The following is a 23,988-nucleotide window of genomic DNA, read 5'->3' as shown; positions in this document are numbered from 1 at the left end:
GGCGAACTAATATCACCAAGAGCAGCACTACTATAATAATTTGTTGGAGGATAAACATAATGACTAAGCCACTTTTCACCCAGTTGGCCATCGCCATCGGTTCGTTGGCAGTCGCGGGTAGCGCCCTCGCCGATTACCCTGATCGTAATATCCAAGGCACGATTCAGTGGGGAGCCGGGGGCGCCACCGATAACGTGGTACGCAGCCTGACACCCCACGTGGAAGAGGTTCTGGATACCACTATTGTTCTCACCAACCGCCCTGGCGGTACCGGCGTGATTGGCATGAACCATGTCATGCGCCAGCGCCCTGACGGCTATAACCTGCTGTTTGGTGCGGAGAACCCCCAGCTCTACCCACTGATGGGCTTAGCCGATTTCACCTACGATGATATGTACCCTATCAACATTATCGGCCAGGGCCGGGTTGTCATCGCTACCCATCCTAATAGCCCATTCGATACTTTCGCTGAGCTGCTTGAGTACGCCCACGAAAACCCCGACGAACTCAAAATGGGCGGTACCGGTGCCGGTGGCTTGCCCAGTACGATTCACGCAATGATCAACTCTGTCGACGATCTTAATGTTCGCACAGTGACCTTCGGTGGGGATGGGCCTGGTGTTACGGCACTGCTGGGTGAACATATCGACTTTATGCCGCTAAGTCTTTCCGCTGTGGCCGAACAAATCCGCGCGGGCCGCCTGAAGGGCCTGGCCGTGCTGGGTAGTGAAGAACTGGAGGATCTGCCGGACGTTCCGCCGATCACCGATGCTATCCCAGAGCTTGATTCATTCTTGCCTTGGGGCCCGTTCTGGGGTGTCTTTGTGCGTGAAGATACACCCGATGACGTAAAAGCTACCTTGGAAGATGCTTACGAGCAGGCCGTTGCCAGCGATGGTTTCCAAGAGTTCTTAGCTAATTTTGGTGGCGAATCGCTCAACCTCAACGGCGAAGAAGCGCAACAATACCTGGATAACTGGCAATCCGTCACAGCGTGGTCAATGTTCGAGGCGGATGCGGTCGAAAAATCTCCAGAAGAGTTAGGTATTCCACGCCCCTAACGCTATCTTCCTATGACTTAGGGGACAGGATTACCACCTGTCCCCTTGGAGTCTCTGTATGACTAAAAAAATTGAGCGCGTTCGGGCGGGTGAAAAGGTCTTTGACTGGTTGCTTCTGCTGTTTAGTGTCGGCGTCCTCTACGAGGCTTATCGTATCGATAATGGGGTGCAGCTGAATTCCGCTGGCTCATTTCCTGTTGGGCTCGCCTTGATAATGCTCGCTTCCTCAATAGCCATTCTCTTCAGCCATCGACGCAAGCAGCGAGATCCCCAAATTCGCAGCGCTAGCCAAGAGTTTAAAGTGTTTATACATGAGCATTTTAAACCTCATATTGTGGTGTTCTCGATAGTATCGATGCTCTATTTAGTAGCTATTGTATGGACAAGCTTCTATGTAAGTACCTTTATCTTTTTAGCCGCTATGTTCATTTATTATCGTCAAGGAAAAATCGTTAGTTCTTTAATGATTGCCTTACTGTCTATTGCGGTAATTTACGTCCTTTTCACGATCGTTTTTCGTGTTTACCTTCCTTGATTGTGACCTCCGAGGCATCCAATGAGTGATACATTTTCTTACCTACTCATGGCTTGGCTTGATCCAGGTCTTCTGGGTTTAACCGCCCTAGGTGTACTCGCCGGTATTTATGTCGGTGCGATTCCCGGTCTATCCGTCACGATGGCCGTCTCCATTTTGATTTCGTTTACTTTTTCTTGGGATATCAACAACGCACTAGCGCTAATGGTGGGTATTTATGTAGGCGGCGTTTACGGCGGTTCTCGTACCGCTATCCTACTCAATATTCCTGGTGCTCCTTCGGCGGTCACCACCGCTTTTGACGGCTATCCGCTTGCCCTAAAAGGTGAGGCAGGAAAGGCGATTGGTTTAAGCACCGTAATGTCAGTAATCGGTGGCTTAATTGGAGTGCTTGTGCTGGCTCTCACTGCACCACATCTTGCTGATCTCGCGCTTCAGTTTGCTCCCCGAGATTACTTTTTAATCGCCGTCATGGGCTTACTACTGGTCAGTTCGTTGTCGGGAAAGTCACTTGCACGCGGCATTTTCTCGGTTGCCCTAGGGGCCACTATTGGCTTGGTTGGAATGGACATTGTAACGGCCCAGCCCCGCTTAACGATGGGCAGCATGGAGCTCTTGGGCGGGATTCATTACGTCGTAGTCATGATCGGCCTATTTGGTGTGGCGGAAGCATTTTACCAACTACACAACATGGCCAAAGTGCCGGTAAAGCAGAACGTTGATAAGATCGTGCCTCCACTTAACATGGTGCTCAAGTTCTTACCCCTTTCTATACGCACCTCTATTATTGGCGTGGTGGTAGGTGCTTTGCCTGGTACAGGTGGTGATATTGCCTCGTTATTTGCCTATGACCACGCTAAACGCACTGTCAAAAACCCTGAAGTCCCTTTTGGCGATGGTGCTTATGAAGGACTGGTCGCCCCAGAATCCGCAAATAACGCTGCAGTGGGAGGTGCTTACGTTCCTATGCTTACCCTCGGCATGCCTGGCGATGCGGTTACCGCAGTGATGATTGGCGCACTGGTCATTCATGGTTTGAATCCTGGTCCCATGCTGATGATTGATACGCCGTATATCTTTTGGTTTACTGTTGGAAACTTAGCATTAGCTAATATTTTTCTGTTACTTTTTGGGCTCACCGGTATCAAGCTCTTTACCAAGATTGTAGAAGTACCTAAAGCCATCATGATTCCGCTGATTTTGGTGTTATGTGTCGTGGGGACATACTCCCTCAACAGCAGCATGACGGAAGTCTATTGGATGTTGGGCTTTGGTATTTTAGGTTACTGGCTAAAGATGTTTGGTTTTCAGATGGGCCCGATTATTCTTGGTGTCATCTTAGGGCCCCTTTTGGACGAGTCTTACCGGCAGGCAATGTCATCGGTGGGCGACAGCAGTAGTGCTTTCTTACTGGGATTAGTCGTTAATCCACTTTCGTTGGTGTTAACGTCGGTTATTGTGTTGGTCTTACTAGGCAATACCCCACTGAAAAATTGGTTATTAGCACGCTTCAAACGTGGCTAACGTTCGTATAACGGCACTTACCGCCTAGGTTGAGTGCCGTCTTTGCTTGGAACCTAGCCAGCGGAGTAGTTCCGTGAGTAATGACGATACGATCCCTTCATATGCTTTGGTGTTTGACTTCGATGGCGTAGTTCTCGATTCAGCAACCTTAAAGCGCCAGGCGTTTGCCGACGTATACTGTCAAGCGCCGGAAGCTGATTACCGCGCCATCGTGGCCTACCTTAGCCGACGCGGCGGTCAGCCTAGAGAGGTCAAGTTTCGCCATATTGAAGAGCACATCCTGGGCAGGCGAGCCAGTGACGCGCGTATTCAGGCGCTTTGTGGGCAATTTAAAACCAGTGTCGAAGAGCGCTTGCTCGCCGCACCGCCGATTCCTGGAGCGCTAGAATTTTTAAGCGATTGGCATCACCTGCGGTCGTTATATCTGCTCTCTGCCACGCCTGAACAGGAACTCAAAGCCATTGTGGAACAGCGTCAATTGGCGCTTTACTTCAAAGAGGTAGTGGGTGCGCCCCCAGATAAAGCCACGGGCTTACGCAACTTACTCAGCCGACACCAGCTAGCAGCGAAAGCCACCGTGATGATTGGCGATTCGTATAATGACTATCGCGCCGCACGCTCAAATGGAACGCTTTTTGTTGGTGTCACGGCGAATCCCGCCCAGTCTCCCTTCCCAAACGACGTCGTCACGATTAAAGATCTATGCACATTGGTTCAAGCTCTCAACCTACTATAGCGATCAGCGCATATATGTTCGCTATTCGAACAATATGCTATATTGGTCTTTTAAATTTACGCCTATTTCGATGAGTGGACACCGATGGAAGAGCAGCTTCTGGATGAAATGTTAACCCCCGATGACCGCGACTTCGTGACAGCACTGGCGAGCGGTTTGGAAGTGATTTTAGCCTTTGATGAAAGCCATCCACGCATGACGCTTAGCGAAGTGGCCGCGCGCACTGGCATGAACAGGGCCAAGGCCCGGCGCTTTCTGCTCACGCTGCACGCGTTAGGCTATGTACGCAAACAGCAGCGCTACTTTGAGCTAGCGCCGCGGGTGCTTCAACTGGGTTACTCATTTTTGTCCGCCAATAATTACCGCAGCGCTATTCAGCAGTATCTGGAGGAGATCACCAACGAGTGTGGTGAGTCATCCTCCTTAGGCGTACTGGATGGCGATGAAGTCATCTATGTCGCCCGTTCAGCGGCGCGCCATAGACTGATGGCCATTACGCTATCGGTAGGGACTCGCTTGCCAGCAGCACATACCTCAATGGGACGCGTTCTGCTCGCTCAGCTTCCAGAAGCAGAACTGGATGCCTACTTAGAGCGACTGACGTTAGAGCGCTATACCAGTAAAACGTTTACCTCTAAAAACGAGCTTAAAAAGTGCATTCACAAGGCGCGCCAGCAGGGCTACGCCATTGCCGATCAAGAGCTTGATTCCGGCTTACGCTCACTGGCGGTGCCGGCGTTTGATGCCAACGGCAAACTATTGGGCGCCATCAACATTAGTACCAATGCGGCACGTATCGATTTAGACACGCTGCTTAAAGAGTACTTACCGCTGCTTCAGTCCAAAGCACGCCTTATCCGCACCACTATTAGCTGCTAACTCGCTTAGGGCCTGTTGACGTAGGCTGGTTCCCATGACGCTTCCGCTATATCTAGGCTTGCCTATGTGGGCCAATCAAGACTGGCTGGGCAACCTTTACCCACGCCATGCCAAAACCGAGCTGTTAAGCGATTACGCCGCGGTGTTTTCCAGCGTAGAGGGCAATACAACCTTTTATAGCGGCACCCCAAAGCCGGAGACCATTGCCGCCTGGGCGCGCCAGGCACCATCCCACTTTCGCTTTTGTTTTAAATTACCGGCCAGCGTAACCCACGATCAACGGCTAACGCGATTAGCAGATGCCTGGGCATTTTTAGCCGCGCTTGAACCGCTTCATGATCGCCTGGGGCCAACCATGGTGCAGCTACCGCGGGATTTCGGCCCCCAAGAGCTTCCTCAGCTTGAAGCGCTGCTCGCGGCTTGGCCTGCCCATCTACCTTGTGCAGTCGAGGTTCGCCACCCTGAGTTTTTCCACAAAGGAGCCGCCGAAACAGCCCTTAACCGCCTGTTGATAACTTATTCGGCCAACCGCGTAATGCTCGACGTGCGCCCGCTCTTCTCAACCCCGGCCAATAGCCATATGGGCCTGGCCCACGCTCAGCAAGAAAAGCCGAAACTCCCGTTACACGTGCTTTCCACGGCAAATTATCCGGTGATTCGCTTTATTGGCCATATTGACAAAACGATTAATAGCAGCTACTTCACTGCTTGGAAAGCCCGCCTAAAGCTGTGGATAAATCAGGGGAAAACCCCTTTCTTATTTGTGCATACTGCGGATAATCGCGAGTCTCCCCACTTGGCCCGTTTACTCTATAACGCGCTCGGAGAAGTGACGCCTTTACCCCCACTTGGCCCCTTCGCCGAAGAAAAGCAAAGCCAGCTGTTTTAACCCACCTTTTTAGGTCAGCTAACTGGCATGCTGGCTTTTGATCGGATAAATTGCGCTTACTTTCGGAAAAGTACGCTGGCAATAACGCTTCTTTCCGAAAACTAGCGTGTACCGCACGCAGTGACTTACACAACAATCGACTTAATGGGTGATGTATGGCGAAGCTTGCACATGCGCAGTGGTCATCGCGGATGACCTTTGTGCTGGCCGCCGCTGGTTCAGCGGTGGGTCTGGGGAATATCTGGAAGTTTCCCTATATGGTGGGTGAAAGCGGCGGCGCTGCTTTCGTATTTGTGTATTTACTCTGTATCGCGCTGATTGGCTTGCCCATTCTCGTCTCCGAGTGGCTATTGGGGCGGCGCGGCCAGAAGAATCCTGCCAGCACAATGTCTGAACTGGCACGCACGGCGAAAAAGCCTAAAGCATGGGCCATCGTGGGCATCAGCGGGATTGTTGGGGCCTTTTTGATCCTGTCGTTTTACAGCGTGATTGGTGGCTGGTCGCTCTATTACACCGTTAACTCGGTGAGTGGCGCTTTTAGCGGCCAAGACGCCGACGGCATTGGCGCGCTGTTTAATGGCATGCTCAGCGACCCTGGCTTACTGCTGCTGGGCCACTCCATCTTTATGCTGTTGGTCATTGGCATTGTCGCCCGTGGTGTTACCAAAGGCCTTGAGGGCGCTGTACGCATTCTGATGCCAGTCCTCGCGCTGCTGCTGGTGGTGCTGATCGGTTACGGCATGACAACCGGCCACTTTGGCGAAGCGTTGACGTATATGTTCAACCCGGACTGGAGCAAGCTGACCGCAGAAACCGTACTCGCCGCCCTGGGCCATGCCTTTTTCACGCTCTCGCTGGGCATGGGCATCATGATGGCTTACGGCTCTTACCTGGGCAAAGACATCAACCTGCTACAAACCGCCCGCACGGTCATCATTATGGATACCGTGATCGCATTAGGCGCGGGTTTAGCCATCTTCCCGATCGTCTTTGCGAATAGCTTGGATGTCGCTTCGGGCCCGGGTTTGATTTTCGTCACCCTGCCGCTGGCCTTTGGCAACATGGGGGGCGGAACGATTTTGGGGTTGATGTTCTTCTTGCTGCTGACGTTTGCGGCATTAACGTCGGCCATTTCACTGCTTGAACCCGTGGTGGAATTCATTGAAGAGCGCACGCCGCTAAGCCGTGTCATGGCTACCGTTGTGGCCGGTGTGGGCGCTTGGTTGTTGGGTATTGCGGCGCTGCTATCGTTTAACGTGTGGAGCGAACCGCTGCTGTTTGGATTAGGCGTGTTCGATTTACTCGACACGCTAACCAGCAAAATTATGCTACCGCTGACAGGGCTGGGGGCGATTCTATTCACCGCCTGGTGCTTGGAGCGCAACAACGTGGAAGACGAGCTGGGCCTTTCAGCGACCGGCAAGAGTGTATGGAACATCATCGCACGCTATGTAGCGCCCGCTGGCGTTATTGCCGTGTTCGTGACAGGGCTAATCTAAGCTCACGCTTAGATTACCGCCACGGCCCTGCTAACAGGCAGGGCAGCGTAGTTCCACACAGATAATGTTAGTGCAATTCGCTCTCTTGCCGATCTTCATCGGGCAAGGGGGCGATATCCCGCGATAACTTCTGAAACTCACGATGAAGCTCAATACCCCGCCGCGCTCTTAAGCTGCGTTGGGCAGCGCTGCGCTGGCGTTGAGCGTGCTCATCCACTTCCATACTCATAAAGATGTCGAGCAATTCGCTTTTAACCGAGGTGATTCGTTCGACGTTTCTCATAATCGACGTTCCTCCAGATGAATATGCCTCCGTCCACCTGCATCCGTGACGACTGTTATGATGCAGTGCGGCACTTCAATTATTACTATAACCTACTTGACAAAATGATGACCAATCTTAAAAAAACTGCCAAGCGACCTATAAACGCTAACGAATCACCGCCGAATAGTTTGTGGCCCTATTCACCCATTGAGGCATACTGTGATCACCCGCATGCAAGCATGCGCAAAGCATAACAATGAGCAGACAAATAGAAACGATCGTTTTAAACGTACGCATATTGGCGTACTGTTGAATACCTGTTGGTTGAGCACCCAAGGAGCTGAACGTGAGTCGCGCCCTGTTCGATGAAATGAGACGCCGCATGGAGCACTTTCGACGCTCCGAGCAAAAAGTGGCGCGGTTTGTACTGCGCAACCCGGAAGAGGTTATCCACATGCGTATTGTGGATCTAGCCACCGAAGCCACCGTTAGCGAACCTACCGTGGTGCGCTTTTGCCGTGCGCTGGGGTGCAATGGCTTTCAGGACTTCAAGCTACAACTGGCGCAAATGCTGGCCAGCGGCAGTCAGTTCGCGCAGTTCTCCATGAACGACAGCGACTCGGTCGCTGAGTTTTCCCACAGTATTTTTGACTCGACCGTGGGCACGCTGCTCTCAGTGCGCGACCGGCTGGATAACGACGCCCTGGGCCGTGCAGTTAACGCCCTGGCGATGGCCAACCGGGTTGAGTTCTACGGCTTTGGTGCCTCTGGTGCTGTAGCCTTTGATGCCCAGCACAAGTTTTTCCGCCTGCAGATTTCCACCTCCGCCTACGCCGACCCACATATGCAGAATATGTCGGCAGTGACGTTGAATGATGGCGACGTGGTGGTGGCAATTTCACAAACAGGCCGTACCAAAGCATTAGTCGCCAGTGTGCGCCTGGCTCGTGAAGCGGGCGCGACAGTCATTGGCCTGTGCCCCAGCGGCTCACCGCTCGCCGAAGAGGTTAGCCTGCCGCTATATATCGATGTCCATGAAGACACCGAGATTTACACCCCGCTTAGCTCGCGCATTGCCCATCTAGTGTTGATTGACGTACTTGCCGTCGGCGTGGCCAAAACCCGCGGGCCGAAACTCGCCGAGCAGCTCAAAGCAGTTAAAAAGAGCCTTAATACGCTGCGCTTTCCTGAAGAGTCTTAGTCTTTGCCTATAAGTTTTGGATAAACGGGTCGAGGGCAGGTTGAAGCGAGGGTCTTTTGACAGGGATGTCAAAAGTAGCGCCCATGGATGGGTTCACAGCGCCCTCGCGGAAACCTGCCCTCGCACAGAGGCGAGAAGATTGCCGTACCTGTATACACAGCCAGTTCGCTGGCTGTGCTAGACTAGCCGCCTATTTTTTGATCCGGCAGCGGCTACTATGGACGACGTCACGGCGATTCTCGATCAGCTCAACTCCGCCCAGCGCGAAGCAGTGAGCGCCCCTCAAGGTAATCTGTTGGTGCTCGCAGGCGCAGGCTCCGGTAAAACCCGCGTGCTGGTTCATCGCATCGCCTGGCTGATGCAGGCGGAAGGGCTGTCCCCTTATGCCCTGCTGGCAGTGACCTTTACCAACAAAGCCGCCAAAGAGATGCGCACCCGCCTTGAGGCACTGCTTAGCATCTCGATGCGCCATGTATGGGTGGGCACCTTTCACTCCATCGCCCACCGTCTGCTGCGCACCCACTGGCAGGATGCAAGACTCCCTCAGCACTTCCAGATTATCGACTCCGACGACCAACTACGCCTGGTTAAACGGCTGCTGAAAGACTACTCCATCGACGACGAACGCTACCCGCCACGCCAAGTGCAGCACTTTATTTCCGGCTGTAAAGAAGAGGGGCTGCGTCCGCATCAGGTCAATGTCGATGGCGATGCCTACATGGGCCAGATGGTCGAGCTCTACGAGCGCTACCAGCTCACCTGTGAGCGCGGCGGCCTGGTCGATTTCGGTGAACTGCTGCTGAGAAGCCTGGAACTACTGCGCGACAACCCCGCGTTGCTAAAACACTACCAAGAGCGCTTTGGCCACGTGCTAGTGGATGAATTTCAGGATACCAATACCCTGCAATACGCCTGGCTAAAGCTGCTTACCGGCATGAAGACGCCGATGACCGCGGTGGGTGATGACGACCAGTCGATCTACGGCTGGCGCGGTGCCAAAGTAGAGAACATCAGCCGCTTTGAGCAGGAGTTCCCGCAGACCCATACCGTGCGGCTTGAGCAGAACTATCGCTCCACCAGCGCCATTCTGGAAGCCGCCAATACGCTGATCAGCCACAACAGCGAGCGGATGGGTAAAAACCTGTGGACCGACGGCATCGAAGGCGAGCCGATCTCGATTTACGCAGGGTTTAACGACCTGGAAGAAGCGCGCTATATCGTCGACACCATCAAGGAGAAGGTCGACGAAGGCTTTAACCGCCGCGATATCGCCATTCTTTACCGCTCAAACGCCCAGTCCCGGCTGATGGAAGAGACGCTGATTCGCCAAGGCATGCCCTACCGTATTTACGGCGGTCACCGCTTCTACGAGCGCCTGGAAATTAAAAATGCCCTGGCCTACCTGCGCCTGATGCTCAACCGCGATGATGACGCCTCGCTGGAGCGGGTGATCAATGTGCCCACCCGTGGCATCGGCACCCGCACCGTGGAGATTGTTCGCCTGCGCGCCCGTGAACAAGGCATTCAGCTGTGGCAGGCGCTCCACGATGCGATTAACGATGGCACCTTGAAAGGCCGCGCGGCCAATGCGGTGCAAACCTTTGCCAACCTGATTGAGCAGCTCGATAACGATGCTTCCGGCATGGCGCTGCACGAGATTATCGATCACGTTACCGTGCATACCGGCTTGATAGAGCACCACAAGAGTGAGCGCGGCGAGAAAGGCCAGGCGCGGGTGGAAAACCTGGAAGAGCTGGTCACTGCTGCCCGCGCCTTTACCCAGGGCGATGTGTTTGAAGCCCCCGAAGCGGGCGAAGGCATGGCAGCGCTGGAAGCGTTTCTCTCAGAAGCCGCGCTTAACGCTGGCGACCACGAGGCCGAAGAGTTTGAGGACAGTGTACAGCTAATGACGCTGCACTCCGCCAAAGGTCTGGAGTTCCCCGTGGTGTTTATTGCCGGTGTCGAAGAGGGGCTGTTTCCTCATAAGATGTCCATTGAGGAACCGGGCAGGCTCGAAGAGGAACGCAGACTGTGTTACGTCGGTGTGACCCGCGCCATGCAGAAGCTCTACCTGACCCACGCCGAAACCCGCCGCCTGCACGGTAAAGAGGTGTTTCCACGTCCATCGCGCTTTTTGCGCGAGCTGCCGCCGCACCTGCTGGAAGAAGTCCGCCTTCGCGGGCATATTTCCCGCCCGGTTACCGCCTCGCGTACCTCCTTTGCTCAGCAAAGCGTCGAGAGTAGCGGCGATATGCCTAGCCTACACGTCGGCCAAGGCGTTGAGCACCCGGTGTTCGGCGAAGGGATTATCCTTAACGCGGAAGGCGAAGGCGCGCGTGCCCGGGTTCAGGTCAGCTTTGAAGGCGAAGGCGTCAAATGGCTAGTGCTTGGTTTTGCTAAGTTGACGCCGCTTTAAGCCCAACGCTGTCACTCAACAGGTAGATGATCATGAAACAACGCTTAAAACGCCTATTCCCCGAAGTTAGTAACGGCTGGCAGACACTCAGTGGTTACCAGCGTTTTGAACGCTTGGTATCGATGGTGCTGACGCTCGCCATTGGCGGCGCTGTGCTCGTCGCCATGTATTATCTGGTCATTCATGTGGTGCAACTGCTGTTCATTCAAAGCCGCGACCCGTTTGACTACCGGGTGTTTCAAGCTTTATTCGACATGATTCTTACCGTCTTGATTGCAATGGAATTCAACAACTCCATCATCCGCACGATGACCAGTGGTAAAGGTTTCATTCACGTTGAGATCGTCGTACTCATTGCCATTATGGCGCTGGTGCGTAAGTTTATGGTGTTGGATATGGAAGTCATCGACCCCTGGCAAATTGGCGCGCTTTCGATGGCGGTCTTAGCGTTAGGCGGCTGCTATTGGCTGGTACGCCATGGCAACAGCATGAAAGACGCAGCAGATGATTAATCAAGCTTGCGGGCTAAATTCGCTATACAGCATACTAACTAGCGGATACCGCGCACTCGGCGCCAGATAACAACGCACTCAGCGCCCTATAACAACACTATTTTTAACTCTGGAGTTTCGCTCACTATGCAACGCCGTAACTTTCTTAAATCCGTCGGCCTGGGTGCCGCCGGTGTCGCTGCAGCCCCTTTTGTCACTACCTCTAGCGCACGCGCTCAAGAGACCTATACCTGGGACATGGTCACCTCGTGGCCGAAAAACTTCCCTGCCCTGGGCACTGGTGCGAATGATTTCGCCCGCCGGGTAGAGCAGCTTTCCAATGGCCGCATGCAGATTCGCGTCCACGGTGCGGGTGAATTGGTTCCCGCCCTGGAAGTGTTCGACGCGGTGGCTGCTGGCACCGCTGAAATGGGCCACTCTGCCTCTTACTACTGGCGCGGCAAAGTGGCTGCCTCGCAGTTCTTTACCGCCGTGCCGTTCGGCATGACCACCACCGAAATGAACGCCTGGTTGTACCATGGTGGCGGTCAGGAGCTGTGGGATGAGATCTACGCCAATCACAACCTGAAACCGTTTGCCGTGGGCAATACCGGCACCCAAATGGCGGGCTGGTTCAAGAAAGAGATCAACTCGCTAGACGATATGCAGGGGCTGAAACTTCGCTTGCCTGGCTTGGCCGGTGAAGCGATGAATGGAATCGGCGTCAGTACCGTGAATATGCCGGGTTCGGAAATCTTTACCTCGCTGCAAACCGGTGCGCTGGATGCCGCTGACTGGGTAGGGCCCTATAACGACTTGGCGTTTGGTTTGCACCAGGTGGCTGACTACTATTACACCTCGGCGTGGAACGAGCCCTCTGCCGTACTGGAAGGTACGATCAACCTGGATGCCTGGAACGCGCTACCGGAAGACCTGCAAGACGTAATCCGCGAGGCTGCACGGGCATCTAACATAGCCATGATCAGCGAATTTGCCTTCCGCAACGCCCAGGCACTGGAAGCGCTGGTCGATGAACATGGCGTTCAGTTGCGTACTTTCCCCGAGGACGTGATGGCAGCGCTTTACACTTCATCGCTGGAAGCGATTCAGCGTCAGGTCGATAGCGACGAAGAGTCACGCCGTGTGTACGAATCTTATTCTGCTTTCCAGAAGCTGCTACGCCCGTTCAGCGATGTGGGTGAATTCGCCTACCTCAAGAACCGCGATAACGTCGATGGCTAAAGCGCTAGGCTAAACGACAAGCACGGCAAAAGGGCGCACTAAGCGCCCTTTTGCTATTCGCGGCAGGATCTTGATGGATAAACTAGTCGCTATGCACCGCACGAATGCGTCCGTTATCGTCCAGGGCGACCATCACAAAACGTGCTTCAGTCACTTTTTGTCGCTCCTCTATGCGCTGCCCATGGGGCGGGCGCACCCAGACTTCTACGTCAATTTTGATTGAGCTATGGCCAATCTCTTGTACCTGGGTGTAAACGCTGACCATCGAGCCCACGCGTACCGGGCTTAGAAAGTCCATGGCTTCAATCGCCACGGTCGCCGTGCGGCCACCCGCTTCACGACCGGCCGCCAGCTCGGCCGCTTGATCCATTTGATTAACCAGCCATCCCCCAGGTATATCACCATAAAAATTGGTATCTTGGCGGGAAGCCAGTAATTTTAAAGTAAGCTGCCCTTGTGGGGCCGGTGCGTCGTCCAAATCGGTTTCCAGAAGAGTCATGAGTTCGTCGCTTAGTCAGTTTATTGTTGTAAACGTTGCAGGGCGCCACGTTGCGAATGTGTGTTGCTGCATCGCAACACCAGAGAATGGATTCAGTTAACCATAAGAGGACGCTTGTTTGAATACTCCTTTGCATACTCTTTCAACTCACAGGGGCGCCTCTTTACCGCTACAGCGCCTCTTATTGCGCTGGGCAATGGTCATTCTGGTGCTGGTAGCACCCCTGGCCTGGGGACAACCTGCCGCGATTAGTGGCACCTTGGGTGCGGTGGGCTCCGATACCATGGCGGGGCTAATGCTGCGCTGGGGCGAAACCCTCACCACCCGCTACCCCGAGGTAAAGCTGCAATTTCAAGCCAGCGGCTCGGCCAGTGCGCCAACAGCCCTGGTGGCAGGGACCTCCCGGCTTGGCCCGATGTCTCGCCCGATGACGGCTGACGAGCGTGATAACTTTATTGAGCGCTATGGTTACCCGCCGCTGGAATTAAAGGTCGCCCGTGACGCGCTTATCGTTGTCGTACACCGCCATAACCCACTGCGTGCGCTAACCCGCCAGCAGGTCGATGCCATCTTCTCCACCTCCCGCGCCTGCGGTGGCGAAACAGCGATCAGGCGCTGGGAGCAACTGCCAGCAACCCGTGACTGGTCATTTGGCCGTATCGCGCTGCATGGGCGTAACCTTGCCTCGGGTACCCACGGACTATTTCAAGAGCGGGCATTATGCGACGGTCAATTTCGCAACGATATCAGCGAACACCCAGGCTCATCGGCGGTGGTCGCCGCTGTCGGAGAATCTGCCAATGCGATGGGCTACGCCGGGTTTAACCACCTCACCCCAGCCGTGCACGCGGTGAGCCTCTATAACGATGACGGCACCGCCATACCGCCCGATGAAGCGGCGATTCAAAGCGGTGATTACCCGCTGTCGCGCTACCTTTATCTCTACGTAAACCTGCCGCCGGGCGAGGCATTGCCGCCACCCGAGCGGGCACTCTTGACGCTGATTCTATCCGAGGAAGGTCAGCAGATTGCTCGTGCGTCCGGCTTTGTTCCGTTAACTCAGAAGGTACTTCGCGAGCAGCAACAGCGCCCTTAACGCTCAACAAAAGGTGGGAATCCACTGTCATCTAACTGACACATAATTGTCTTAGGGTAGGGGGTCATCTATGCACTGTTTTCAAGGCGCTTTTTTTTCACAACTGGCTTTTTCACGACTCGCTTTTTCACGCCACACTCGTTCAATACCTATAGACTCATTCTGTGATCACCTCGGTTTTGCCATGATATCGACATGACCCTACCTCGGTTCAACTCTTCTCGCCAGCCGCTACGGCTGCTGCAGGATCGCGTGGCTACCGGTTTAATTACCGCGGGCGGCGTGGGCGTGCTGCTGGCAATTCTGGCAATCGGCATCTTTTTGGTGTGGGAAACCCTACCGCTGCTGGCGATTGGCGATACCTTCGCCCTGGCTAAGCTCTCGCCCCTGGCCTGGGGCACGCTCAAAGCCGCCCTAGCTGCGCTGTTATTCGCCATTCCCGTGGCCTTAGGGGCGGCGATCTACTCCGCACTATTTATGTCAGCGCGCCTACGCTCGCGCATCAAACCCGCGCTCGAAATGATGGAAGCTGTGCCCGGCGTGGTGGTGGGTTTTATTGCCGGGCTTATTTTGGCACCTTGGGTCGAGCGTCATCTCGCCAGCGCTTTGGTGCTGGTCATTTGGCTGCCGCTCAGTGCTGGTTTGGCAGGTTTATTCTGGCAACTGGCTAAAACACGCCTGCAGCGCCGCTTACCGCTTTCCTGGGCGGGCCTGTGGTTAGTGCCCTGGCTTGTCATAATGGTGGTGTTAGCGCTATGGCTCGCCCCCTGGATAGAGCAGTGGTTAGGCGGTGATCTACGCCAATTACTCGATCAGCGCTACGGCATGGATTACGCCACCCGTAACGCGCTGATTGTCGGTATTGCCATGGGCTTTGCCGTTATCCCCAGCATCTACTCACTGGCAGAAGACGCGCTGGCAGATGTGCCCCCTACCCTAATAGAGGGCGCCCAGGCGTTGGGAGCCAGCCGCTGGCAGGCACTGTGGAGAGTGGCGCTGGTGGCGGCGGGCCCAGGTATTTTCTCGGCGGTAATGATTGGTGCTGGCCGGGCGGTGGGCGAAACCATGATCGTGCTGATGGCCAGCGGCAATACCGCCCTGTTTAGCGCCAGCCCCTTCGAAGGTATGCGCTCCATGGCCGCGGCTATCGCCATTGAGTTGCCCGAAGCGTCACCCGGTGGCCAGACCTACCACCTGCTGATTTTGGCCGCACTGGTGCTGTTCATTTTCACCTTTCTGGTTAACACCCTCGCCGAGATGGTTCGCCAGCGCTTGCGCCGACGCTACCGCCAGATAGGAGGCACATTATGACCCCTGCCTCACACAACACCGTTTCTCCCCGCACTCGTTTTAGCCGGATCAATGAGCTATGGCCCTGGCTATGTGCAGCCAGCGTAGCACTTTCCCTACTGATGCTGGGCGCCCTATTAACGCTCCTACTGGTGCGCGGGCTTGGGCACTTCTGGCCCGCCACGCTGGAAGAGGTCACCCTTAGCTCGGGTGAATCCTTTGCTGGTCAACCCGTGCGCGAGGTCGCATTGCCCCAGCAGACCGGGGATGAACGTCTCTATTTCACCGGCAACCAGGATATCGATGGCGTTCGCTGGCGCTGGGTGGCGATTGATGACATTGTCGAGCGCACCCAGCCAGCCGACTTGATTCGTCTTGATCGCAGCCCTTGGGGGGATTTTATCGGCCGTTTGGTGGCCATTGAGCAAGGCGACCAGCGCTGGGCGGGCGATGCTGCTTGGCAGCAGCTGACGGCTCTCTTGGCGCTTCCCGCTGACCAGCACCAGGAGAGTCAACTACTGCTCACCACCGTGGATGGCCAAACCCTGCGTCAACCACTGGCCAGCGTGGTGAGCGCTCAGGCCCCCAATGCCATGAGCGGTTGGCAGAAGATGCTCGCCTGGGGGGATGCGGCTTGGCGGTTTTTGAGCGAGGGTCCAAGGGCAGCCAATACCGGCGGCGGCGTCTGGCCAGCGATATTTGGCACGGTGCTGATGGTGATTTTAATGTCAGTGATCGTCACGCCATTTGGCGTGTTAGCCGCCATTTATCTTAATGAAATCGCCCATCAGGGGCGACTGACTCGCTTGGTACGCATTGGCGTGCGCAATCTGGCTGGCGTTCCGTCGATTGTGTATGGGGTATTTGGTTTGGGGGTGTTCGTTTACGGCATCGGCGGCTCGCTGGATGAGTGGTTTTTCAGCGATACGCTGCCCTCGCCTACTTTTGGTACCGGCGGCCTGCTATGGGCGTCACTCACCCTGGCGCTGCTGACCCTGCCGGTGGTGATTGTGGCAACCGAGGAGGGGCTGGCGCGCATCCCCGATGCTCAACGGGAAGGTGCTGTAGCGCTCGGCGCAACGCGCCTAGAGATGCTCACCCGCATCGTACTGCCCATGGCCACCCCCGCCATGCTGACAGGGGTGATTTTAGCGGTCGCTCGCGCGGCCGGGGAAGTGGCGCCATTGATGCTCGTGGGGGTCGCCAAGCTAGCGCCTCAAATGCCCATCGATGATGAGTTTCCTTACCTGCATTTAGAGCGCAAGTTCATGCACCTTGGCTATCATTTATTTGATACCGCCTTTCACGGCGAAGATGTGCAGGCCGCCATACCACTGGTTTATGCCACGGCGCTACTTTTAGTGTTAATTGTGCTGGTGCTTAACCTAACTGCCATATTTCTACGTCATTATCTTAGGCGTCAACGGGGAAACGAATGCTAGCGTCATTACATTCAGCCAATGCTTCTCAGGCACCAGTGGCGCATTTTTCGTCTGAACACAGCTGCCTGAGTATCGATCACTTTAGCCTCGCCTACGCGGGGAAAGAGGCGTTGCGCGACTTAACCCTGAGCGTTCCGCGTCATCGTGTGACCGCCTTCATTGGCCCGTCGGGTTGCGGTAAGTCTACGCTATTACGAGCGATTAACCGGTTGCACGATCTTAATGAGTCGGTCACCCATAGCGGTCAGGTAACGCTGGAAGGGCAAGATATTCATGACCCGCAAATGAATGTAACCGAGCTGCGGCGGCGTGTCGGAATGGTGTTTCAGACGCCCAACCCCTTCCCCATGTCGATTTATGAAAACGTAGCCTTTGGCCTGCGGCTGCAGCAGCGCCTTCCCAAGCGCAAAAGGGACGACATTATTGAGTGGGCGTTAACCTCCGCCGCGTTATGGGATGAAGTAAAGGATCGCCTGCACCGCTCCGCCTGGCAGCTTTCTGGTGGTCAGCAGCAGCGCCTAGTGATCGCCCGCACCTTAGCCGTACAGCCCGATGTGCTGCTGCTAGATGAACCTGCGTCAGCGCTCGACCCCATATCAACACTCAAAATTGAGGAGTTGATCCGTAACCTCAAGTCGGAGCTGACGCTGGTATTGGTCACCCACAATATGCAGCAGGCGGCGCGTGTATCGGATTACACCGCCTTTTTGCATCAAGGTGAGCTGGTTGAATACGGGCCTACCGATCAGGTTTTCACCAATCCCCGTTTGCAACGCACCGAAAACTACATCACCGGCCGCATCACTTAGGCCTTAGCGACTGAACCGTCAGGAGTGCTCCATGGATATTACTAGCGACTCTCACAGCCAGCATATCTCTCGCCAGTTCAACCAAGAGCTGGAAGAGCTGAAAACCCACCTGATGGCCATGGGCGGTCTGGTGGAAAAGCAAGTGCAGGACGCCGTCTTTGCCCTACTGGAAGGCGACACCCGCTTGGCCGAGCAGGTGCGTGACAATGATCGTCAGGTCAACGACCTGCAGCTGCAAATCGACGATGAATGTACCCGCGTATTGGCGCGCCGCCAGCCTGCAGCATCCGATCTGCGCCTGGTACTGGCCGTCATTCGCGCCACTTCAGACCTTGAGCGCATTGGCGATGAAGCCAGCAAAATCGCCCGCAACGCGCTGCTACTCAGCGAAAATTCCAGCACCATTCGCGGCTTGGTGGAAGTACGTCATATCAGCGAGCATGTGCGTAAAATGCTGCGCGATGCGCTAACCGCCTTTGCCCGCTTCGATACCGACCTGGCGATGCAGGTTGTGCGCGAAGACGAGCTGGTGGATGACGAGTACAGCAGCGCTATGCGCTCATTAATGACCTTTATGATGGAAGACTCGCGCTCTATTACCTCGGTACTCAGCATCATGTGGGTACTGCGCGCGCTGGAGCGGGTGGGTGATCACGCCGATAACCTCGCGGAGTACGTGGTTTATCTCGTCAAAGGCCTGGATATTCGCCATAGCGACACCGACGAACTGGATCCGAAGGTACTAAAAAAGTCTTGACCTGATAGGGGTTTCCTCTTGCAATACGTCCAGGCTGCTAAGCAGCCTGGACGTTTGAATCACAAGGAGTTCACCCCACATGCTGGATGCTGTCACTGCGCTTAGCCGAGGTACACGCTGTGTGTATCAGCCGGGTATGCGTCGCTATGTTTTTCTGCCTATTCTGGTCAATCTGATTGTTTACGTAAGCATGTTCAGCTTTGTGCTCAACCGCTTCGATGGCTGGTTAGCTCATTGGATGAGCATGGTACCTGCCTGGCTTGATTGGCTGGCGTGGCTAATCTGGCCCCTGTTTGTGATTTGCCTGCTCGTCGTGGTGTTTTTTACCTTCACGCTGGTGACCAGCTTAATCGCAGCCCCTTTTTACGGCTTCTTAGCCGCGAAAGTTGAAATTCAAGCCACTGGTCGTGAGCCCCTGGATGACCGAAATCTGACCAAAACAGCCATTGATGCCCTGGGTCGCGAATTTGTTAAGCTCGCTTATATTCTGCCCCGTGCTGCGGGCCTGTTTGTGATCAGTTGGATTCCAGGCGTGAATTTAGCGGCCCCGCTACTCTGGGCGCTGTTTTCCGCCTGGGTGATGGCCATCACCTATTTGGATTACCCCATGGATAACAACAAGGTGACGTTTGCCGATATGCGGCAACGACTCGCTAAGCGCTGGTGGCAAAGCCTCAGTTTTGGGGGGCTTGTCACGCTAATCACCTGGATTCCGCTCGCCAATCTATTTCTGATTCCCGGCGCTGTAGCAGGTGCCGTACTGCTTTGGGATGACCACTATAGGGACGGCATGTAATGACGGCATGTAAAGACGCATGTAATGACGCACGTGGCATCACGCCGCAGTAGGTGCTTCTTACCCAGGCTATGCCGCTTTGCTACCTTTACGCTTTGGCTATATTTCCCTTCATTCAATAAACAATAAGGAATAAACGCATGTTAAAACCGATGGCTTGGCTGAGTGGCGTGCTCGTGATTGGCGTCATGTCTATTTCAATGGCGTCTGGGGCACTCGCCCACGACGTCAAAACAGACGCTCTGCGCATTGCGCACCCTTTCGCCACACCCACCCCACCGGGTGCTGAAAACGGCGCTGCCTATGTAGATATCACCGCCTTTTCAGACGCCGTTACCCTGATTGGCGCCAGCAGCCCGGCAAGCAGCAGCGTTGAGCTACACGACATGCAAATGGACGGCGATATGATGCAGATGCGGCATGTGGATGAGATTCGTGTCGAGGCTGGGGAAACCTATAGCATGCGTCCTGGCGGCGGCTTTCACTTAATGCTGCTGGGTTTAACCGAACCACTAAAAGAGGGCGAGCGGTTTCCCCTCACGCTGACTTTTGCTGAACAAGGCGATGTAGAGATTGAGGCCTGGATCCAAAACGCTCAAGAAGGCAGCGAAGCAGCTGATGGACACCACCACTGATAACAGTTGCTTCTAATCACATAGCAAAAACCCCGCCGAAGCGGGGTTTTTTTAACGCGGAACGGCTAAATTAGCAGTTACACTTATTTTATCGGTTACCAGTCAGTGCTATCGCCTTCATCTCGGGTCAGATCTTCTGGGCTGATATTAGCACCACGCTGCACTCTTTCCCCTTGATCAGAAGCACTGCTAGATGGCGAGAAATCCAGGCTATCGCCCTCATCACGGTTCAATTCGTCAGCCGATACGTGAGCTGCATGTGACGTTGCATGCGTTTCAGGCTTGTCGATGACACCTTGACCAGCAGAACGGTCTTGGTTCAATTCAATGGACGAGTTCGCCATTGCCAGCGGGCTCGCGGCTAGACCAAAAGCAGCCGCTACGATAGCAACTTTCTTGCTCATTTCTTTCAATAACATGACGTGCTCCTCAATATTTTTGAATACCGCTCAATAACAATAAGAACGGTCATTACCGCTTTAACAACGCATACTAAATGCCAAAGCTCATATATAAATAATAAGCACATAAAAATCAGACACATAAAAAATAAAGTTGTGCACAAAAAAAAGCAGCGCTAGCTTATTTTGCAAAATATAATTGTGCAATAATTACACATGTGACGATTTATTTATAGCCAATACGGCTGGCTCAGACATGCCTTCCGGCGAGCTGATGGAAAAGCTGATGGAAAAATAGCGACGCTGTTGGAGATAGGAGCCGTTAGCAAACAGCACCCAAACGAAGAAGATAGTAGCTTAAGAACGTTTTGAGTGTCACAAAAAATCAGACCCCGCATCAGCAGGGTCTAAGGACACAAGATTCTGACAATGGCTAGCGCTAGCATCCTTTCCGTTTGCGGGACTCCAACCTTGGAATTTAACCCTGACCAGCGCTCTGATTGTCGTTTGATTCATTCCTTGAATCGACGTGCATCCCTATCGGTGTGACACGCTTTTACGTGTTTAGCTCACACCCTAATCGTAATATATTTTATCGAAATTGCAAATTTTTGTTACCAACCGTTTCCATCGCCTACGTCTTGGGTCAAATCTTTAGCGGTGTAGTCCGCTTGAACACTAGTGCGATGAGACTCTGCCTTAATGACATTAGGGTGGTCGCCTTCGTCGTACATCAGATCAGATGGGCTAAAATCCGCTTGGCCGGATGTGTGATGAGACTGCGCCTTGATGGGCTCGTCATCAACCGTGAAGTCTTGATTGGCATCAATGGAGATATGGGCAAAGGCTAGCGGGCTTGCCAGTAAACCAAATGAAAGACCTACAACGGCTGCTTTTTTAACAAATACGTTAAACATACTATTTACTCCTGGTGACTATTTGATACCGCTGAAGTGAAGTGAGAGGAGCACTGTGGCTGATATCTCACTGCGGTTAGCTTCACTGCCTTGAGATTGCATATGCAATGCCAACTCCATAAATTAAAAATTTAATAACCAAAAATCAAATACTTAAACAATTTAAATTGCGCGCAATAATATGCTACAAAAAACAAAAGCACGCTAATTACATGTGCAATAATGACACATGCGCAAAATTGTCTGTGCCTTTATGGCACTTATTTCACCTCATTTTCGCTTTCCAGCTATGACTTTTATAGAGTTATGAAGCCCATTTAGCTCGTAATCGGCTCTAGAGAACCCGTCTGACCGTTAGGTAGCTCAATCGATTCACACGTGCCAGCGTCAACATAAGCCCAGGCATTACCTTGATAATCTTCAGTCGAAGTGCCTTGGCAGCTCGTGCCCGGGCCTGCTGCGCAATCATTCTGCCCTGCCAGTGATATGCCATAGCACCGTTCCTTCTCGGCACCGGGATCCTGCGCCATAGCAAAAGACGAGAGTGCAACTGAGACTGCACCGACCAGAATAGAGGTGCTGAGAGTAGTTTTTACTGACATTGAGTTTCTCCTGTTAAGGTTTTATCAGCGTGTCGAATATCGATACGCTATTAGGTAATACGTCCCGATGACTTCGGGTGTTACACCTTAATTTAAAAATTGGATCGACGACGCCGGAAACCCTGCCCGGCCCCCTGCTGCGTCAGCGCGAAGCATTTTCGCCCTGAGCCCGAGGAGTGCTCCTGCGTTTAGGCGGAAGCAGAAACACAAACCCAGCGCAAGCGATGACCGCCGCTATACCGCCAATGAAGGCAGGGTCGTTCCATTGCGGTTTCAGCACCATCAGGACGACAACCATCAAGACGACCGCATAGTCGAATTTCGAGACGCGGATCAAGGCAAGCGCTTCTTGGACAGCCTCGTGTTCGCGGCCTTCAGTCTGCAGCGCGAAAACCTTCTCGCCGCGGACTCTCAAGATGAAATGTCCGGTCAGGAATGTCACCGCGAAACCGGCAAGGCTTAGGACGATCCATGCCTGCGTCCAAAGGCCCCCGAGCAACGCCATTAGAAGACCGGACAGCAACGTAAGCGCGCTGCTGGGAAGAAACCAGCGCAGGGCGAGCAAGCCCATGTTTCGCGTCACTTCCAGAACCTCGCGCGGGCCGGCCTCCCTGATTCTGAAGATGGCTTGAGCAATAAGCGTCAAGCCTCCGCCAACCCAGGCCGTGGCAGCAATGACATGCACAAGCTTGAAGCTGCTGTAGAGATCCATTTTCTTCCCCACGTTGAAGCGCGCGCCCTGCAGCGACAGGACGAGCGGCTGATTGATTAGGATTGCTGTGTCTGGAACATTGCCGCTGCATCCTGCAGCACCACACTCCGACGTTGTCAGATCCGATTTACGACCTTGCTGCCTTACAATTCGTAGAAATGCAGGCAGATGTTACAAAGGATCTTCGTTTATTTTGCAGCCTGGTTCATTTGGGAAAGCCCACCGTGGTCAGGCCAACATCAAGCATAGCGGCCCGGGCTTCACCAGAACGTCAGCATCAAGCCGTCGCGGCCTGACTGCGGCCTACATCGGATGGTTATGAAAGATATGGTACGAAAGATATGAAGCTGGCCCGTTCTCGAATAACCGTGGATCGCAGCCGTTGCATTCTAGATCATTCGCTCTAAAATCTATCCGTAGCGAGATGGATGCGCGCCCCGATTCGATCAATTTCCTGCGCGGCGTTAGATCCTGGCAAGAACCAAGCCGGAGCATGAACTCCTAGAGGGGTTGGTACGCCCTGTACTTTCTCTACTCTAGCCAGACAATGAACCGAAACTGGAACTCCTGGCCTGATCAGTTTGACGACAGGGGCTAACACGGAATCTCAATAGATGGCAGCAAATAAAGCGACGGCGACCGGTAACAATACGCGCGGAGGTTACGTAGTAGGAGATACTGGATGAACAATCCGGTACGTGAAGAGGAATGGGCTGCTTGGATGCGCTCCGCCATTGAGGGCGATAGCTACGCTTATCACAAGTTCCTGACCGCCGTCACACCTCATCTACGGGCAATAGCGCGGAGACGCTGTGACCAGTTTGGTGCGTCGGCAAGTGAAGCTGAGGAAGTGGTGCAGGAAGTATTGCTTACAATCCATCTTAAGCGAGGGACTTGGGATTCGTCTCGGCCATTGGGCCCGTGGATATCGGCAATCGTACGCAACAAGGTGGTCGACAGCCTTCGGCGCCGTGGTAGGCAAGTCGTCGTGCCGCTTGAAGATGTCGTCGATACACTCGAATCGCATGAAGGAATTGCGGTCTCTGATCAGATCGATATCAAACACATTCTGGAAAAGCTCAAGGATCCGCAGCGGACCATCGTTCAATCGATATCGATCGAAGGGGCAAGTATCCGAGAAACCGCCGATCAACTGGAAATGACTGAGGTGGCGGTACGTGTTGCTCTTCATAGAGCCTTGAAAAGGTTGGCTACCCTCTATTCAGAGCACGCAACATGAAGACCAACAAGTTAATCGAACTTCTCGTCCAGAAGGATAACTCCAAGATGATTC

At 54.0% G+C, this 23,988-nt stretch carries 25 protein-coding genes; 19 read left to right on the top strand and 6 right to left on the bottom strand.

Annotated elements, in window-relative coordinates; genetic code table 11:
* The first annotated feature begins 59 nt into the window (after positions 1-59).
* From ACT3UM_RS06025 to ACT3UM_RS05995, 7 genes are all read left to right on the top strand, one after another.
* On the top strand, positions 60-1,061 hold the full coding sequence (locus tag ACT3UM_RS06025) for a tripartite tricarboxylate transporter substrate binding protein (RefSeq protein WP_498897010.1): 1,002 nt from the start codon (positions 60-62) through the stop codon (positions 1,059-1,061).
* A gap of 58 nt (positions 1,062-1,119) precedes the next feature.
* A complete protein-coding gene (locus ACT3UM_RS06020) occupies positions 1,120-1,596 on the top strand; it encodes a tripartite tricarboxylate transporter TctB family protein (protein WP_498897008.1) in 477 nt (158 codons plus the stop codon).
* Between the two features lie 21 nt (positions 1,597-1,617).
* Positions 1,618-3,120 (top strand): tripartite tricarboxylate transporter permease, encoded by a 1,503-nt coding sequence (locus ACT3UM_RS06015; protein ID WP_498897006.1) that lies wholly within the window; start codon positions 1,618-1,620, stop codon positions 3,118-3,120.
* A 73-nt stretch (positions 3,121-3,193) separates the two neighbouring features.
* Positions 3,194-3,856 (top strand): HAD family hydrolase, encoded by a 663-nt coding sequence (locus ACT3UM_RS06010; protein WP_498897004.1) that lies wholly within the window; start codon positions 3,194-3,196, stop codon positions 3,854-3,856.
* An 84-nt stretch (positions 3,857-3,940) separates the two neighbouring features.
* The gene (locus tag ACT3UM_RS06005; RefSeq protein WP_498897002.1) at positions 3,941-4,735 is read left to right on the top strand and encodes an IclR family transcriptional regulator domain-containing protein; all 795 of its coding nucleotides are present in this window, start codon (positions 3,941-3,943) and stop codon (positions 4,733-4,735) included.
* Positions 4,736-4,769: 34 nt separating this feature from the next.
* Positions 4,770-5,624 (top strand): DUF72 domain-containing protein, encoded by an 855-nt coding sequence (locus ACT3UM_RS06000; protein ID WP_498897000.1) that lies wholly within the window; start codon positions 4,770-4,772, stop codon positions 5,622-5,624.
* A gap of 155 nt (positions 5,625-5,779) precedes the next feature.
* Positions 5,780-7,123, top strand: a complete 1,344-nt coding sequence (locus ACT3UM_RS05995) for a sodium-dependent transporter (RefSeq protein WP_498896998.1) — start codon at positions 5,780-5,782, stop codon at positions 7,121-7,123.
* Positions 7,124-7,190: 67 nt separating this feature from the next.
* On the opposite strand, the gene ACT3UM_RS05990 is transcribed toward ACT3UM_RS05995, so the two are convergent.
* Positions 7,191-7,406, bottom strand: a complete 216-nt coding sequence (locus ACT3UM_RS05990; protein ID WP_022521120.1) for a PA3496 family putative envelope integrity protein — start codon at positions 7,404-7,406, stop codon at positions 7,191-7,193.
* A gap of 328 nt (positions 7,407-7,734) precedes the next feature.
* On the opposite strand from ACT3UM_RS05990, the gene hexR reads away from it, so the two are divergent.
* The 4 genes from hexR (at position 7,735) to ACT3UM_RS05970 (ending at position 12,738) form a co-directional block, all read left to right on the top strand.
* Entirely contained in the window at positions 7,735-8,589 is an 855-nt protein-coding gene (hexR, locus tag ACT3UM_RS05985; protein ID WP_022521119.1) for a transcriptional regulator HexR, read from the top strand.
* A gap of 217 nt (positions 8,590-8,806) precedes the next feature.
* The gene (uvrD, locus tag ACT3UM_RS05980; protein WP_498896995.1) at positions 8,807-11,005 is read left to right on the top strand and encodes a DNA helicase II; all 2,199 of its coding nucleotides are present in this window, start codon (positions 8,807-8,809) and stop codon (positions 11,003-11,005) included.
* A gap of 32 nt (positions 11,006-11,037) precedes the next feature.
* A complete protein-coding gene (locus tag ACT3UM_RS05975) occupies positions 11,038-11,517 on the top strand; it encodes a phosphate-starvation-inducible PsiE family protein (protein WP_035582211.1) in 480 nt (159 codons plus the stop codon).
* 126 nt (positions 11,518-11,643) lie between these two features.
* Positions 11,644-12,738 (top strand): TRAP transporter substrate-binding protein, encoded by a 1,095-nt coding sequence (locus ACT3UM_RS05970; RefSeq protein ID WP_498896993.1) that lies wholly within the window; start codon positions 11,644-11,646, stop codon positions 12,736-12,738.
* Between the two features lie 82 nt (positions 12,739-12,820).
* On the opposite strand, the gene ACT3UM_RS05965 is transcribed toward ACT3UM_RS05970, so the two are convergent.
* Positions 12,821-13,237: an acyl-CoA thioesterase gene (locus tag ACT3UM_RS05965; RefSeq protein WP_035582212.1), complete on the bottom strand. Its 417-nt coding sequence runs from the start codon at positions 13,235-13,237 to the stop codon at positions 12,821-12,823.
* A gap of 196 nt (positions 13,238-13,433) precedes the next feature.
* On the opposite strand from ACT3UM_RS05965, the gene ACT3UM_RS05960 reads away from it, so the two are divergent.
* The 7 genes from ACT3UM_RS05960 (at position 13,434) to ACT3UM_RS05930 (ending at position 20,062) form a co-directional block, all read left to right on the top strand.
* Positions 13,434-14,333 carry a PstS family phosphate ABC transporter substrate-binding protein gene (locus ACT3UM_RS05960; RefSeq protein ID WP_498896990.1) on the top strand — a complete coding sequence of 300 codons (900 nt, stop codon included), beginning with the start codon at positions 13,434-13,436 and terminating at the stop codon, positions 14,331-14,333.
* A 195-nt stretch (positions 14,334-14,528) separates the two neighbouring features.
* Positions 14,529-15,644, top strand: a complete 1,116-nt coding sequence (locus tag ACT3UM_RS05955) for an ABC transporter permease subunit (RefSeq protein ID WP_498896988.1) — start codon at positions 14,529-14,531, stop codon at positions 15,642-15,644.
* Positions 15,641-17,065: a phosphate ABC transporter permease PstA gene (pstA, locus tag ACT3UM_RS05950; RefSeq protein WP_498896986.1), complete on the top strand. Its 1,425-nt coding sequence runs from the start codon at positions 15,641-15,643 to the stop codon at positions 17,063-17,065. Before ACT3UM_RS05955 ends, pstA begins: the two co-directional genes overlap by 4 nt.
* Positions 17,059-17,874, top strand: a complete 816-nt coding sequence (gene pstB / locus ACT3UM_RS05945; RefSeq protein ID WP_498896984.1) for a phosphate ABC transporter ATP-binding protein PstB — start codon at positions 17,059-17,061, stop codon at positions 17,872-17,874. Before pstA ends, pstB begins: the two co-directional genes overlap by 7 nt.
* Before the next feature lie 31 nt (positions 17,875-17,905).
* Complete coding sequence (gene phoU, locus ACT3UM_RS05940) at positions 17,906-18,631, top strand: phosphate signaling complex protein PhoU (RefSeq protein ID WP_498896982.1); 726 nt, start codon at positions 17,906-17,908, stop codon at positions 18,629-18,631.
* Positions 18,632-18,710: 79 nt separating this feature from the next.
* Positions 18,711-19,427: a sulfate transporter CysZ gene (gene cysZ / locus ACT3UM_RS05935; RefSeq protein ID WP_498896980.1), complete on the top strand. Its 717-nt coding sequence runs from the start codon at positions 18,711-18,713 to the stop codon at positions 19,425-19,427.
* A 140-nt stretch (positions 19,428-19,567) separates the two neighbouring features.
* Positions 19,568-20,062, top strand: a complete 495-nt coding sequence (locus tag ACT3UM_RS05930; protein ID WP_498896978.1) for a copper chaperone PCu(A)C — start codon at positions 19,568-19,570, stop codon at positions 20,060-20,062.
* Between the two features lie 95 nt (positions 20,063-20,157).
* On the opposite strand, the gene ACT3UM_RS05925 is transcribed toward ACT3UM_RS05930, so the two are convergent.
* The 4 genes from ACT3UM_RS05925 to ACT3UM_RS05910 form a co-directional block, all read right to left on the bottom strand.
* Entirely contained in the window at positions 20,158-20,481 is a 324-nt protein-coding gene (locus ACT3UM_RS05925) for a hypothetical protein (RefSeq protein WP_498896976.1), read from the bottom strand.
* 596 nt (positions 20,482-21,077) lie between these two features.
* The gene (locus tag ACT3UM_RS05920; protein WP_498896974.1) at positions 21,078-21,380 is read right to left on the bottom strand and encodes a hypothetical protein; all 303 of its coding nucleotides are present in this window, start codon (positions 21,378-21,380) and stop codon (positions 21,078-21,080) included.
* Positions 21,381-21,697: 317 nt separating this feature from the next.
* Positions 21,698-21,982 carry a BufA1 family periplasmic bufferin-type metallophore gene (locus ACT3UM_RS05915; RefSeq protein ID WP_498896972.1) on the bottom strand — a complete coding sequence of 95 codons (285 nt, stop codon included), beginning with the start codon at positions 21,980-21,982 and terminating at the stop codon, positions 21,698-21,700.
* Positions 21,983-22,124: 142 nt separating this feature from the next.
* Positions 22,125-22,694, bottom strand: coding sequence for a DUF2269 family protein (locus ACT3UM_RS05910; RefSeq protein ID WP_498896970.1), 570 nt, complete (start codon positions 22,692-22,694; stop codon positions 22,125-22,127).
* 682 nt (positions 22,695-23,376) lie between these two features.
* Between ACT3UM_RS05910 and ACT3UM_RS05905 the strand changes: the two genes are divergently transcribed.
* A complete protein-coding gene (locus ACT3UM_RS05905) occupies positions 23,377-23,934 on the top strand; it encodes a sigma-70 family RNA polymerase sigma factor (protein ID WP_144810027.1) in 558 nt (185 codons plus the stop codon).
* Positions 23,935-23,988 lie beyond the last annotated feature (54 nt).

The sequence above is a fragment of the Halomonas sp. AOP13-D3-9 genome (genome assembly GCF_052379125.1).
Taxonomy (GTDB): domain Bacteria; phylum Pseudomonadota; class Gammaproteobacteria; order Pseudomonadales; family Halomonadaceae; genus Vreelandella.
The sequence above is the reverse complement of the archived record's forward strand: the minus strand, read 5'-3'. Positions and strand labels throughout refer to the sequence as shown.

What these genes read in the sequence shown, in the direction of transcription:
- cysZ (WP_498896980.1), top strand. Translation starts at nt 18,711, where the DNA reads ATGCTGGATGCTGTCACTGCGCTTAGCCGAGGTACACGCTGTGTGTAT.
- ACT3UM_RS05920 (WP_498896974.1), bottom strand. Translation starts at nt 21,380, where the DNA reads ATGTTTAACGTATTTGTTAAAAAAGCAGCCGTTGTAGGTCTTTCATTT.
- ACT3UM_RS06005 (WP_498897002.1), top strand. Translation starts at nt 3,941, where the DNA reads ATGGAAGAGCAGCTTCTGGATGAAATGTTAACCCCCGATGACCGCGAC.
- pstA (WP_498896986.1), top strand. Translation starts at nt 15,641, where the DNA reads ATGACCCCTGCCTCACACAACACCGTTTCTCCCCGCACTCGTTTTAGC.
- pstB (WP_498896984.1), top strand. Translation starts at nt 17,059, where the DNA reads ATGCTAGCGTCATTACATTCAGCCAATGCTTCTCAGGCACCAGTGGCG.
- ACT3UM_RS05915 (WP_498896972.1), bottom strand. Translation starts at nt 21,982, where the DNA reads ATGTCAGTAAAAACTACTCTCAGCACCTCTATTCTGGTCGGTGCAGTC.
- ACT3UM_RS05995 (WP_498896998.1), top strand. Translation starts at nt 5,780, where the DNA reads ATGGCGAAGCTTGCACATGCGCAGTGGTCATCGCGGATGACCTTTGTG.
- ACT3UM_RS05910 (WP_498896970.1), bottom strand. Translation starts at nt 22,694, where the DNA reads ATGGATCTCTACAGCAGCTTCAAGCTTGTGCATGTCATTGCTGCCACG.
- phoU (WP_498896982.1), top strand. Translation starts at nt 17,906, where the DNA reads ATGGATATTACTAGCGACTCTCACAGCCAGCATATCTCTCGCCAGTTC.
- ACT3UM_RS05925 (WP_498896976.1), bottom strand. Translation starts at nt 20,481, where the DNA reads ATGTTATTGAAAGAAATGAGCAAGAAAGTTGCTATCGTAGCGGCTGCT.
- ACT3UM_RS05965 (WP_035582212.1), bottom strand. Translation starts at nt 13,237, where the DNA reads ATGACTCTTCTGGAAACCGATTTGGACGACGCACCGGCCCCACAAGGG.
- ACT3UM_RS06020 (WP_498897008.1), top strand. Translation starts at nt 1,120, where the DNA reads ATGACTAAAAAAATTGAGCGCGTTCGGGCGGGTGAAAAGGTCTTTGAC.
- ACT3UM_RS05970 (WP_498896993.1), top strand. Translation starts at nt 11,644, where the DNA reads ATGCAACGCCGTAACTTTCTTAAATCCGTCGGCCTGGGTGCCGCCGGT.
- ACT3UM_RS05955 (WP_498896988.1), top strand. Translation starts at nt 14,529, where the DNA reads ATGACCCTACCTCGGTTCAACTCTTCTCGCCAGCCGCTACGGCTGCTG.
- uvrD (WP_498896995.1), top strand. Translation starts at nt 8,807, where the DNA reads ATGGACGACGTCACGGCGATTCTCGATCAGCTCAACTCCGCCCAGCGC.
- ACT3UM_RS05930 (WP_498896978.1), top strand. Translation starts at nt 19,568, where the DNA reads ATGTTAAAACCGATGGCTTGGCTGAGTGGCGTGCTCGTGATTGGCGTC.
- ACT3UM_RS05960 (WP_498896990.1), top strand. Translation starts at nt 13,434, where the DNA reads ATGGTCATTCTGGTGCTGGTAGCACCCCTGGCCTGGGGACAACCTGCC.
- ACT3UM_RS05905 (WP_144810027.1), top strand. Translation starts at nt 23,377, where the DNA reads ATGAACAATCCGGTACGTGAAGAGGAATGGGCTGCTTGGATGCGCTCC.
- ACT3UM_RS05990 (WP_022521120.1), bottom strand. Translation starts at nt 7,406, where the DNA reads ATGAGAAACGTCGAACGAATCACCTCGGTTAAAAGCGAATTGCTCGAC.
- ACT3UM_RS05975 (WP_035582211.1), top strand. Translation starts at nt 11,038, where the DNA reads ATGAAACAACGCTTAAAACGCCTATTCCCCGAAGTTAGTAACGGCTGG.
- ACT3UM_RS06000 (WP_498897000.1), top strand. Translation starts at nt 4,770, where the DNA reads ATGACGCTTCCGCTATATCTAGGCTTGCCTATGTGGGCCAATCAAGAC.
- ACT3UM_RS06015 (WP_498897006.1), top strand. Translation starts at nt 1,618, where the DNA reads ATGAGTGATACATTTTCTTACCTACTCATGGCTTGGCTTGATCCAGGT.
- ACT3UM_RS06025 (WP_498897010.1), top strand. Translation starts at nt 60, where the DNA reads ATGACTAAGCCACTTTTCACCCAGTTGGCCATCGCCATCGGTTCGTTG.